General features: G+C 75.0%; 9 protein-coding genes and 2 riboswitches. Of the genes, 7 read left to right on the forward strand and 2 right to left on the reverse strand.

Annotation, left to right across the window (positions count from 1 at the left end; translation table 11 throughout):
- Positions 1 to 59: 59 nt before the first annotated feature.
- Positions 60 to 1,472, reverse strand: coding sequence for a hypothetical protein (locus tag ACFRMQ_RS09690; RefSeq protein ID WP_380728764.1), 1,413 nt, complete (start codon positions 1,470 to 1,472; stop codon positions 60 to 62).
- A gap of 132 nt (positions 1,473 to 1,604) precedes the next feature.
- Positions 1,605 to 1,681: riboswitch (cobalamin riboswitch) on the reverse strand.
- Between the two features lie 90 nt (positions 1,682 to 1,771).
- Positions 1,772 to 1,903: riboswitch (cobalamin riboswitch) on the forward strand.
- 103 nt (positions 1,904 to 2,006) lie between these two features.
- On the opposite strand from ACFRMQ_RS09690, the gene ACFRMQ_RS09695 reads away from it, so the two are divergent.
- From ACFRMQ_RS09695 to ACFRMQ_RS09725, 7 genes are all read left to right on the forward strand, one after another.
- The gene (locus ACFRMQ_RS09695; protein ID WP_380728766.1) at positions 2,007 to 4,793 is read left to right on the forward strand and encodes a prenyltransferase/squalene oxidase repeat-containing protein; all 2,787 of its coding nucleotides are present in this window, start codon (positions 2,007 to 2,009) and stop codon (positions 4,791 to 4,793) included.
- The gene (locus tag ACFRMQ_RS09700; protein ID WP_380728768.1) at positions 4,790 to 5,881 is read left to right on the forward strand and encodes a hypothetical protein; all 1,092 of its coding nucleotides are present in this window, start codon (positions 4,790 to 4,792) and stop codon (positions 5,879 to 5,881) included. The genes ACFRMQ_RS09695 and ACFRMQ_RS09700 overlap by 4 nt, the downstream gene beginning before the upstream one ends.
- A gap of 4 nt (positions 5,882 to 5,885) precedes the next feature.
- Positions 5,886 to 7,115 carry a CbiQ family ECF transporter T component gene (locus ACFRMQ_RS09705; RefSeq protein WP_380728770.1) on the forward strand — a complete coding sequence of 410 codons (1,230 nt, stop codon included), beginning with the start codon at positions 5,886 to 5,888 and terminating at the stop codon, positions 7,113 to 7,115.
- Positions 7,112 to 8,755 (forward strand): ABC transporter ATP-binding protein, encoded by a 1,644-nt coding sequence (locus tag ACFRMQ_RS09710; RefSeq protein WP_380728772.1) that lies wholly within the window; start codon positions 7,112 to 7,114, stop codon positions 8,753 to 8,755. Before ACFRMQ_RS09705 ends, ACFRMQ_RS09710 begins: the two co-directional genes overlap by 4 nt.
- On the forward strand, positions 8,752 to 9,600 hold the full coding sequence (locus ACFRMQ_RS09715) for an ECF transporter S component (RefSeq protein WP_380728774.1): 849 nt from the start codon (positions 8,752 to 8,754) through the stop codon (positions 9,598 to 9,600). Before ACFRMQ_RS09710 ends, ACFRMQ_RS09715 begins: the two co-directional genes overlap by 4 nt.
- A 45-nt stretch (positions 9,601 to 9,645) precedes the next feature.
- Positions 9,646 to 9,840, forward strand: coding sequence for a hypothetical protein (locus tag ACFRMQ_RS09720; protein WP_380728776.1), 195 nt, complete (start codon positions 9,646 to 9,648; stop codon positions 9,838 to 9,840).
- A 285-nt stretch (positions 9,841 to 10,125) separates the two neighbouring features.
- A complete protein-coding gene (locus tag ACFRMQ_RS09725; protein ID WP_380728778.1) occupies positions 10,126 to 10,809 on the forward strand; it encodes a polysaccharide deacetylase family protein in 684 nt (227 codons plus the stop codon).
- 101 nt (positions 10,810 to 10,910) lie between these two features.
- Here the strand turns inward: ACFRMQ_RS09725 and ACFRMQ_RS09730 are convergent.
- On the reverse strand, positions 10,911 to 12,190 hold a 1,280-nt coding region (locus ACFRMQ_RS09730; RefSeq protein WP_380728780.1), incomplete at its 5' end, for an amidohydrolase family protein.

Below are 12,190 nucleotides of genomic sequence, written 5' to 3' on the forward strand. Positions count from 1 at the left end.
GTGCCGGGACCCGGGCGTCGCGGGACGATCGGCGCCGCCGGACGTTCCGGCCCGCGCGGTCAGCTGCCGTAGCGCAGCGAGACGGTGTCGCCGAGGTGGACGGTGGCGGCCCGGGTGGCGGCGGTGGCGGTGGCGCCGTCGAGGCTGACCTTCCAGGTGGAGGAGCCGCTGTTGGCCGTGCCGTTGAGCGCGGTGACGGTCCCACCGCCGGTGGACGGGGTGACGGAGGTGACGCAGCCGCTCGGGGTCGCGGTGGCCGCCGCGTCGAGGACGTCGCCGAGGGTCGTGGTGGTGCCGGTCGGGGTGAGGGTGACGGCACAGACCTTGAGGGCGCCGGTGCCGTCGTCGACGACGAGGGAGAGCCGGGCGGCCGTGCCGGCGGTGAAGCCGGTGGTGGCGGCCCAGGCCGGTTCTCCCGCGGTGGTCGGTGCGGGCGGGGTGGCGGTGAACCCGGCGCCGGCGACGGCGCGCAGGCCGTCGACGGAGGCGTAGGGCGACGGGCTGGTGTCGGTGGGCAGGTACTTGAAGCCGCCGCCGGGCTTGAACTGCTGGGCGATGAGGAAGTCGACCGGGGTCTTGCCGGTGCCGCTGGTGAAGTCGGTGCCTTGGGGGTTGATGCCGCAGGCGTTGAGGCCGGACACGGCCCAGCCGTTGGAGTCGGTGTTCACGCCGAACATGGCGTTGAAGGCGCCGGAGGAGGCGAGCTTGCCCTTGAGGAAGTTCTTGGCGGCGACGATCGCCGAGTCGGTGTTGGGCACGCCGCCCGCGCACAGGGAGGCCATGGCGGCGCCGGTCATGTCGATGTCGCTGCCCTGGGCGAGCGCCGTCGGGTCGCCCGCGGCCTTGCCGTAGTTCCAGCCGCCGTCGTTGTGCTGGTTGGCGCGCACCGCCGTGACGGAGACATCGAGCAGGGGCTGCGGGGCGCGCTGGGCGCCGGCTTGGGTCTTCGCCCCGGCCAGCGCGAGCAGACCGAAGACGGTGCCGTTGAAGTTGGCGGACGGGCCGTAGTAACCGGGTTCGGTGGTCTGCCAGTAGGCGGAGAGGTCGGCGAGGAGGTTGCGGCCGGGGCCGACGCGGGCGGGGTCGATGCCCGCGGCGTAGGCGTTGAGGATGCCGCGCTCGTAGTCCGTGGCCACGGGCGAGGTGCCGGGCCAGCCGGGGGCGGCGAGCTGGTTGCGGTAGACGAGGCGGGCGTTCTTGCCGGTGTCCCCGCCGGGGGTGACGTCGGCGGCGGCCGTTCCGGCGGCGGCGAGCGCGCTGAAGGCCCACTCGTTGGAGAGCCCGCCGCCGGTGACGTAGCTGCCGTCGGCGGCCTGGAGGGACTTCAGGTACGTGACGCCGGTGCTCTTGGACGTGGCTATCTGGGCCGGGGTGGCCGTCGCGTGGGCGGGGACGGCGGAGAGAAGCAGGGCAGCGGCCGCCAGCGCGACGGTGGTCGTCGAGGCGGTGCGGGACGGGGTGAGGAGGGGCACGGGACAGGCTCCTTGGGGTGGCGGGCGCCGACCCTGCCCCGGAGTTCCCGCGTCCACTCGGGGCACGCGACTGCCGGAGCGGTCGCCGCCCGGATCGCGTGGGCCGGCTTTCGCCATGGTGCACGGCCGGGCGGGCATTCGGGCTCGGGACGGCACGATCGCCACCCCACACCGCTGCGCGTCAGCCCCGGATTCGCACCGGGTTCCCCCACTCGGCCACAGCGGACGCTACCGCAGGTTCCGTCGTCCGGCGAGGTGATGTGAGCGACCTGACGCCCCATTGACTCCCTGTCGGACAGCGTGGTCTGATGAACCGGTTTTTTGCCCTCGGCATTCAGGGGAAGCCGGTCCGACTCCGGCGCTGACCCGCAACCGTGGACCCACCTGAGGGTGGGTGAGCCGGAATGCCTGGACCGGGGGTCTGTTCACAGAGCACTTGCGTCGTCGCGGACTACGACGCGGTCTTGGCAGCCCCTTCCCGGGGCGCCGTGGGCTGCGCCGTCGCCTCCCGTGTCGACCGACCAGGGAGCCGTCGTGAGGGTCAGCAGCAATCGCACACGTCACAGAAACCGGGACCTCGCCTCCCTGGTGATCGCCGGCACCGTCGCGGTCGCCGCCTGCGGCACGGTCCTGCTCGGGCACCCCGGAACCGCGGCGGCCGACCCGATCGAGGAGTGCACGGCGACGACGGGCGCGATCGTCGCCGTCGACTTCACCCACTGGGGCGGCGGCGTCGCCCGGGGCTGCGACGCCCACCCCACGACGGGCATGAACCTCCTGCACAACGCCGGTTTCACCACTGCCGGAACCGAACACGACGGGCCCGCCTTCATCTGCCGGCTCGGGACCGGGACCTTCAACGGCGGTGTCCAGTACCCGACACCGGCCGAGGAGCCGTGCGTCAACACCCCGCAGGCCACCGCGTACTGGTCGTACTGGATCGCCGAACCCGGCCAACAGACCTGGTCCTACAGCCGGTTCGGCGCCGGCACGCAGAAGCCCAAGCCCGGCGAGGTCGAGGCCTGGGTCTACGGCGGCACGGACATCGGTGGCACCAGCGGGGCGCCGAGCTTCACCCCGGACTCCGTCCGCGCCAAGAACGGCGGCCCCTCGCCCTCCGCGTCGCCCTCGGCGACCCCGACCCCGACGGCGAGCCCCACCGGGCCCTCCGCCACCGGTGACCCGGCCGCCGCCACGGCCTGGCTGGCCGGTCAACTCGTCGGCGGCGACCACATGGAGAACTGGGCCGCCCCGGGGCCGGACTACCCCCGGACCGCTCTCACGGCCATCGCGCTCGCCGCCGCGGGGACGCAGGACCCGGCGCTGCGCAAGGTGGTCGCCTTCCTCGACGCCCATACCGACGCGTTCCTGCGCCCCGACGGGCCGACCGGCACACCGGACACGCGGGCCGCCGCCCTCCTGGCCCTCGTCGCCGAGAGCACCGGTCGCGACCCCCGCACCTTCGGCGGGCGGGACCTGGTCTCCGTGCTCACCGACCACGTCTGCGCAGGGGCGGGAGAGAACGGCAAGTGCACCGCCGCCGGGGACTTCCTCGGCGCGTCCTCGCCCTGGGCACAGTCCCTCGGCGTCATCGCGCTCCAGCGCGCCGGTGTCGCTTCGCCCGCCCCGGCGCTCGCCCGGTTCACGACGCTCCAGTGCGCCGACGGCGGGATGGCCGGATCGATGATCATCGCCGGTGAGCACTGCGAATCCGATCCGGTCACCACCGGCCTCGCGGTCCTCGCCCTGCGCACGGCCCCCGGCTACGAAGCGGCCGCCGAGAAGGCCGCCGACCAGCTCGCGGCGAGCCAGCAGCCCGACGGCTCCCTCCCCCCGTACGTCGGCGCCCCCGGCGACACCATCAGCACCGCGAGCGCCGCCCAGGCCTTCCGGGCCACCGGCCAGGGTGGCCGCAGGGCCGCCGCCACCGCCTGGCTCGCCGCCCGCCAGGACAAGGACGGCGGCTTCGGCCCGGACGCGTCGACCACCGACCCGGACGCCGCCGCCACCGAGCAGGCCGTCCTGGCCCTGACCGGCACCGACCTCACCAGCGTCTGGCACGATCCGAACGGCGCGACTTCCACGCCGACCCCGCCGGCGGGGAGGAAGCCCGACGCGGCCAAGGGCGGCGCCTACCTCACCGACCCGTCCCGCCTGATCGACGGTCACTACTACGAGGGGTTCCCGGCCTTCGCCGACTTCGGCCTCACCCTCGACGGCGCCTACGCCCTCGCCGCCACCGGCACCGACGACGCCGCGCTGCGCGGGATCGTCGACTTCCTGGACCAGCGGGGCAAGGACGCGAGCGAACGCACCGTCAACGACTGGACCGCGATCGGCACCGAGTACGCCGGCGGCGGGTCCATCGGGAAGGAGGCGCTGCTCGCCGAGGTCGTCGGCCGCGACCCGCGCGCCTTCGGCGGCCACGACCTGATCGCCGCGCTCGCCGCGATGGTGTGCACCAAGGCCGACGCGACCACCGGCTGCGCCGCCCCGGGCAACTACACCTACGCCACCTCGGTGTTCTCCCAGGCGCTCGCCGTCATGGCCCAGCTCCGGGCCGGGGAGACGACCAGCGCGGCTCCCGCGATCGGCTACCTGAAGGGCCTCCAGCACCCGGACGGCTCCTGGCCGAGCCTGATCCCCGCCACCGGCGACTCCGACGTGGACAGCACGGCGATCGCCGTCATGGCTCTCGCCCTCGTCCCCGGGGACGAGGCCGCCCAGGCGGTCGACAAGGGACTCGGCTGGCTCGCCTCGCGGCAACTGCCCGACGGCGGCTTCCCCGGTGCGGCCGGCGACTCCACCAACTCGGCCGCGCTGGCCGTCCAGGGCATGACGCTGCGCAAGGCCGCCTACGGTGAACAGATCGCCAAGGCGCTCGACTTCCTCGCCGGGCAGCAGAACGGCGACGGAGGGTTCAACGTCGCGTCCGCCGGGCAGCGGGGTTCGGACGTCAGGGCGTCCACACAGGTGCTCGGCGGTGCCACCGGCATCTCCTTCGGCACGCTGTCCCGCGACCTCGGAGGCACGACGACGCCCACCGGGACGCCGACCACCACCCCGACGGGCTCGCCCGGCACGACCGCGCCGGCCCAGGCCACCGACACCCCGTCGTCCGGTGGCATCGACGCCCCGACGGGTGGCGGTGTCGCTACAGCCGGGGGCGTACCGGCGCGGACCGGTTCGGGCGACCTGGCCGGTACCGGAACCCAGGCACTGGCGCTGACGGCGGGTGCCGGTGTGCTGACCGCGCTCGGCGCCGCAGCCGTCATCGTCGCCCGTCGCCGCACCGCGGCCGCCCCGGGGCGTCACCGGTGAGCCGGGGACCCGGTGAGCGGCTCGCGCGGCTGTCCGGGGCGGCGGTGCTGACCTCCGCGCTCGCGTTCGGCGGCGTCGCCGTGGGCGCGGCCCCGGCCACCGCGGCGCCACTGCCGATCGATCAGTGCACCACCACCTCCGGGGTCGTACTCGCCGTGGACTTCGGCAAGTGGGGCGGGCCGCTGCTGCGTTCCTGCGGGACCACCCCCACCACCGGGTACACCCTGCTCAACCAGGGCGGCTGGAAGACCACCGGCACCGGGCACGACGGCCCGGCGTTCATCTGCCGGATCGGCTACAGCGGCTTCCAGGGCGGCAAGCAGTACCCGACCCCGGAGCAGGAGAAGTGCGTCCTGACGCCTCCGGCCACCGCGTACTGGTCGTACTGGCACGCCGATCCGGGCCAGAACGAATGGTCCTACAGCCAGCTCGGCGCGATGCTCTACCAGCCGAAGCCCGGAAGCGTCGACCTGTGGATCTTCGGCGGCACCGACATCGAGGGCACCGAGGGGCGTCCGACGTTCTCGCCGGACAGCGTCCGGGCCCACAACTCCAGCCCGGGTGGGCAGCCGGCCGACCCCGGCCAGGGCACGACGGGCGGCTCCGGCGGAGCGGGTGCCACCGGTACGACCGGCGGCAGCGGCTCCGGCTCGAACGGCGGCACGGGCGGTACCGGCACCACCGGCGGCTCGGGGGCCGGCCGAGCCCCGGCCCCCGCCGCACCCCAGCCCGGCGGAGCCCGTCCACCGGCGCCCGCCGCGACCCCGGGGACGGACCCCGCCGCCACCCCCGAGGACGGCATCACCCCGCCGGGCGCGCCCGAGGCCACGCCGGTGCCGGCCGAACCGCCCACCGCCCCGCCGACGGACACCCCGAGTGACCAGCCGACGTCGCAGGCGGCCACGGCCGCGACCGCGCCGACATCCACCCCCGCAGTGCCAGGCGGGGTGGTGGACGCCAACCCGGTGGCCGACGCCCCGCACGACTCCGGGTCGATGGTTCCCGCCGTGCTCGGGTCCGTCCTCGTCGTGGTGCTGGGCGTGGCCACGGTGGTGGCCGCGCGGCGTCGCCGCCGAGGGGCCGAGTGATCCGGTGAGCACGCTCGACGAACGCGCGCCCGGAGCCCCGCGGCGCGCCCCCGGGCGGGGCGCGGGGGACCGGCGTGTCCCGCGCGACCTCCACCCGCTGGCCTGGTGGGCCTGGGCGCTCGCGCTGGCGACGGCGGCCAGCCGCACCACCAACCCGCTGCTGCTCCTGCTCGTCCTCGCCGTGCTCGGCTACGTGGTCACCGCCCGCCGCAGCGAGGCCCCGTGGGCCCGCGGGTTCACCTACTACCTGTGGGTGGCCCTGGCGGTGGTGGCGATCCGGGTGGTCTTCCGGTGCGTCTTCGCCACCGGCATCACCCCGCACGACCACCTGCTCTTCTCCCTGCCGCACATCCCCACCCCCGACTGGTACGCGGGCATCCGGATCGGCGGCCCGGTCTCGCTGGAGGCCACGCTCTCCGCGGCCTTCGACGGGCTGCGGCTGGCCTGCCTGATCTGCTGCATCGGCGCCGCCAACACCCTCGCCAACCCCAAACGGGCGCTGCGGGTACTGCCGGGCGCGCTGTACGAGCTGGGCGTCGCCGTGACGGTCGCCCTGAGCGTCGCGCCCCAGCTGGTGCAGAGCGTCCAACGGGTCGCCCGGGCACGGCGGTTGCGTGCCGGGCGGCGCAAGGGAGTTCGTGCGCTGCGCAGCATCGTGGTACCGGTCCTGGAGGACGCGCTGGAGCGTTCGCTCAGCCTCGCGGCCGCGATGGACTCGCGCGGCTACGGGCGCGCCGGCACCGCCTCGCGCCGCTCCCGCCGGCTCACCGGCGCGCTGATGCTGCTCGGCATGTGCGGCCTGTGCGCCGGGGTGTACGGGCTGCTGGACGGAACCGCCCCGGCCGCGCTCGGTCTGCCCGCCTTCCTCGCGGGCGCCGTGCTCTGTGTGGCGGGCCTGCTGCTCGGCGGGCGGAGGGTGCGGCGCACCACCTACCGGCCGGACCGCTGGCGGGCCGCCGAGTGGGGCGTGGCCGGCTGCGGTGTGACCGCCGCCGTGCTGCTGTTCGCCACCGTCGGCTACGACGCCACCGACCTCAACCCCTCCCTGTACCCGCTGGCCTGGCCGACGCTGCCGCTCGTCCCGGTGCTCGCCCTGCTTCTGGCGGGTGCGGCCGGGATCGTCTCGCCGCCGCCCGGCCGGACCGCCGGACCCGCCGTCGTGCCGGGGCCGCGCCCGGCCACGCGCCCCGACGCCGCCACCACCGACCGCACGACCTCCGAGGTGAGCACGTGATCCGATTCGACCGGGTCGGCGTGGTGTACGACGGCGAGACCACGCCCGTCCTGCGCGACATCGACCTGCACATCCCGGAGGGCGAACTCTGCCTGGTGGTCGGCCGCACCAGCGTCGGCAAGTCCACCCTGCTCGGCGCCGTCAACGGCCTCGTCCCGCACTTCACCGGCGGCACCCTGCGCGGCCGGGTCACCGTGGACGGCCGTGACACCGCCCACCACCCCCCGCGCGAACTCGCCGATGTGGTGGGCGTGGTCGGGCAGGACCCGCTGGCCGGCTTCACCACCGACACGGTGGAGGAGGAACTGGCCTACGTCATGGAGCAGTTGGCGATTCCGCCGGACGTGATGCGCAAGCGCGTCGAGGAGACCCTGGACCTGCTCGGCCTGGCCGAGCTGCGCCACCGCGCCCTGCACGAACTCTCCGGCGGTCAGCAGCAGCGCGTCGCCATCGGATCCGTCCTCACGGCGCACCCCCGCGTCCTGGTGCTGGACGAGCCCACCTCCGCGCTCGACCCGACCGCCGCCGAGGAGGTGCTCGCCGCGATCACCCGCCTGGTCCACGACCTCGGCGTCACCGTGCTGCTGGCCGAGCACCGGCTGGAGCGGGTCGTCCAGTACGCCGACCGGGTCGCCTACCTGCCCGGGGACGGGACGGTCGTGCACGGGCCGCCCGCCGAGGTCTTCCGGGACACCGCGATCGCGCCGCCCGTCGTCGACCTCGGCCGTCTGGCGGGATGGCGGCCGCTGCCGCTGTCCGTCCGGGACGCCCGCCGGGCCGCCGGGCCGCTGCGGGAGCGGCTCACGGGCGTGCCGGTTCCCCCGCCGCGCCGGGCAGCGGTGGCGGGAGGACCGGTGCTGGAGGCGAAGGGGGTGGTCGTGCGGTACGGGCCGGTGGCCGCCGTCCGGGACGTCCGGCTGGAACTGCGCGCGGGCGAGGTCACGGCACTGATGGGCCGCAACGGCTCCGGCAAGTCCTCGCTCCTGTGGGCCCTCCAGGGTTCCGGGCCCCGCCAGGGCGGCAGCGTGAAGGTCACCGGAGCCGGGGGCGGCCCGGCCGCGGACCCCAAGCGCCTGCCCGCCGCCCGGGCCCGGCAACTGGTCGGGCTCGTCCCCCAGACCCCGACCGACCTGCTGTACCTGGAGACGGTCGCCCAGGAACTCGCCCAGAGCGACGCCGAGGCCGACGGCGCCGGCGGGCCGAGCGCACGGCGGATCCTCGACCGCCTGGCTCCCGGAATCGCGGACGACACCCACCCCCGGGACCTCTCCGAGGGGCAGAAGCTGGCCCTCGTCCTGGCGATCCAACTGTCCGCCGCACCACGGGTCGTGCTGCTGGACGAACCCACCCGAGGGCTCGACTACCACGCGAAGGAGGCGCTCACCGGCATCGTGGACGCCCTCGCCGCCGAAGGCCGAACCGTCGTCGTCTCCACCCACGACGTCGAGTTCGTCGCCTCCGCCGCCGACCGCGCCGTGGTGATGGCCGACGGCGAGATCGTCGCCGACGGGCCGACCGCCGAGGTCATCGTCGCCTCGCCCACGTTCGCCCCGCAGACCGCCAAGATCCTCGCCCCACTCGCCTATCTGACGACACGGCAGGTCGCGACGGCCCTGGAATCGGCGGAGGCCACCCGATGACCGCCGTCCGGATCCCCGGCCGGGCCCGCGTCGTCGTCCTGGCCGCCTTCATCGGCCTCGTGGCCTTCACCTGGCCGTTCGTCGTCGCGCCCGGGAAGTTCGGCTCCAGCTACGCCCCGCCGCTGATCTTCGGAGCGCTGCTCGTCCTGGTGCTCGCCGTCGTCATCGCCGAGATCTCCGCAGGCGGCATCGACGCCAAGGCCCTCGCCATGCTCGGCGTGCTGTCCGCCGTCAACGCCGGGCTCCGACCCCTCGGCGCCGGGACCGCCGGCGTGGAGACGGTCTTCTTCACCCTCGTCCTGGCCGGCCGCGTCTTCGGCCCCGGCTTCGGCTTCACCCTCGGCTGCACCTCGCTGTTCGCCTCCGCCCTGCTCACCGGCGGAGTCGGCCCCTGGATGCCCTACCAGATGTTCGGCTGCGCCTTCGTCGGCATGCTCGCAGGCCTGCTGCCGAAGACCCGGCGGCGCCGGGTGGAGGTGCCGATGCTGGCCGTGTACGGGGCCTTCTCCGGCTATCTGTTCGGCTTCCTGCTGAACCTGTCCTTCTGGCCGTTCTCGACCGACCCGAACTCCTCCATCGCCTACCTTCCCGGCCTGCCCTTCACCGAGCAGTGGCACCGCTACCTGCTCTTCGACCTCGCCACTTCGCTCGGCTGGGACACCGGCCGAGCCGTCACCACCCTGACCGCCGTGCTCGTCGTCGGGCCGGCCGTCCTGACCGTCTTCCGTCGAGCGGCCCGCCGCGCCAACTTCGAGCCCACGGTGCGCTTCGAGGCCCATCACGGTCCGGGCGCCACGGTGGGGCCGCGAACCGCCGCGCAGCCCACTGGGCAGGCGCACCCCTGAACCGAAAGGCCAACCACCGTGCCCAAGCCCGCGAAGCACCGGACGATGACACTGAACGGGGTCGACGTCGTCGTCCTGACCCCGGAACAGCACGCCGGACCGGAATCCGCACGACGCCAGCCGGGCGGGGCGCGGGCGCAGGTCGGCGGGCGGCTGGCGGTGGATCCGGACCGGCGCACCAGGGTGCCCTATCCGGTCGTCGTCGAGGGCCGCGACGGCGAGCGGGAGGGGTGCCACTGACCGGTGCCGATGAGGCTTCGCACCGACGACCTCCCGGCGCCGTGCCGCTGACCGGGTGGCCCTGGGCCCTTCCGAGTGGTGGTGTGGGTCCCTCGGGGTGAACGTCGGGAGGGGGCGTCGGGTGCGGGGGACACCCAGAAAATGTCAGATCGTCATATTGTCTCGCGAAGGCTGGTCCTGTCCGCGGCCGGCTTGTCGGTCCTCTGCGCCGCAGGGTGCGGGAGAACACAGCGGGCCGGGGAGCCCGGTACCGAGCCGAGAGGGAACGCCGGGCCGCCGCCGCCGGTGGCCCCGGCACCCGCGCCGGAAGGCACCGAGGCCGCCTCGGCCGCCGAGGCCTCCCCGGAAGCCCCCAGGGTGCTGACCGAGGCGGAGAGCCGGCCGCTGTTCGAACTCGCCGACGGGGGGAAGGTGGTGGCCCTCACCATCGACGACGGACCCCATCCGCGCCACACCCCCGAAGTCCTGGCGCTGCTGGAGAGGCACGGCATCCCGGCGACGTTCTTCCTGATCGGCGAGAACGCGGCCGACCGTCCCGACCTGGTCCGGGAGATCGCGGCACGGGGGCACCACATCGGAAACCACACCTGGAGCCACCCGGACCTCCGCCACCTTCCCGACGACGCCCAGGTGCGGGAGGAGCTGACGCGCACCTCCGAACTCCTCGGCGGGATCACCGGCACGGCGCCCACCTGGTTCCGGGCCCCGGGCGGGGACTGGGCCCCGAGGACGCTCAGGATGAGCAAGGAGCTCGGGATGCGGCCGATGGGCTGGTCGGTCGACCCGGAGGACTGGGCCGAGCCGGGGACGGACGTGATCCTCGGACGGCTCATGAAGGAGATGCGCCCGGGAGCGATCGTGCTCACCCACGACGGCGGAGGCGACCGTTCGCAGACGGTGGCCGCTCTCACGCGCTTCCTTCCCTCACTGATCGACTCCGGCTACCGCTTCACCACCCCGCAGGCCTGACCCACAGCGCTCGTCGGCCGCACCGGGGCCCTCCCCCTCGGTGCGGCCCGGGCGCCGTCCGAGGGCGCGCCGGTCCGCTGTCCGAGGTCTCGGCGGGCGACTCACCGCGCGGCGCGGCAGCCGTCGCGGCGCAGCGCCTCGCCGATCGCGTACCAGTCCTCGTCCCGGCCCGGCGGCCGCTCCGGCGCCGCAGCCCGCCCGGCCTCGCCCGTCAGGTCGGCGCTCCGGTGGATCACGCCGTCGCGCATCACCCACGAGGTGCGCACCAGGTCGGCGAAGTCGCGGAACGGGTCGCCCTCGACCACGGTCAGGTCCGCCAGCTTGCCGGGCTCCACGGTGCCCAGGTCGTCCGCCAGGCCGAACAGCCGGGCCGGGGCCACCGTGGCCGTGCGCAGCGCCTGGGCCGGGGTCAGGCCCGCGTAGCGGTGCAGGGCGCGCAGGCCCAGGTGCAGGTGGAGGCCGACGGGGGTGAGCGGGGAGTCGGTGCCCAGGGCGAGCGTCCCGCCGTCGGCGAGGATCCTCCGGTAGACGTCCATCTCGATCCGCACGGCCTGCCGCTGGGCCTCCGTGACCGGCGTCCCCGCCCGCCGCCGCACGCCGGCGGCGTCCCAGGGCGGCATCAGCGCGGTCACCCGGGGGTCCAGGGCCAGCTCCGGGTCGTCGCCGAGCAGGTGGTACGCGGAGAAGGGAGTGATGATGATCGCGAAGTCCCCGCCGCGGTAGATCTCGTGGACATCCTGGTAGCTGCGCCCGGTGGGGGAGACGACCCGGCCGTACTCCTGGCGCTGCGTCGCCGACAGATGGGCCGTCAGGTCCTGCCCCACCTGGACCCCGGGGGTCAGCAGGTGGCTGCCGGAGGGCACCCCGAGGCGCTCGTGGGCCGTCCGCGCCGCCTGCGCCATGAACCGGGCGGGTGCCCGCACGTAGGTCTTGACGAAGTCCTGGTCCAGCGCCACCGCGCGCTCCAGGCTGCGCCGCATCCCGTCGTCGGTGCGGTGGGCGCGGCCCATGCTGTACGCGACGCGGCTGCCGTCGAGCAGTTCGCCGGTCGTCAGGAACCGGGGCCCGTCCACCAGCCGGGCGTCGACGGACTCGCGCAGGCGCGCCTGCTCGTAGGCGAAGCCGCCCATCGAGGCGGTGCCGGTGATCCCGTAGGCGAGCAGCAGTCGGGGCTCGCGGCCGCCGTAGGTGTTGAGGTACGGGTGGGTGTGGGCGTCCCACAGGCCGGGCAGGACTGTGTGGTCGGTGGCGTCGACCAGTCGTGGGGCCCGCCCCCGGGGGGCCGGGCGGGGGGGGGGGGGCGGGGGGCGGCGGGGTGCGGCGCCCGCCCGCGGGGCCTGAAAGCCCCGGGGGTGCGCCGGGGCCGCCCACCCCCCCCCGG

It is taken from the genome of Kitasatospora sp. NPDC056783 (assembly GCF_042789895.1).
GTDB lineage: Bacteria > Actinomycetota > Actinomycetes > Streptomycetales > Streptomycetaceae > Kitasatospora.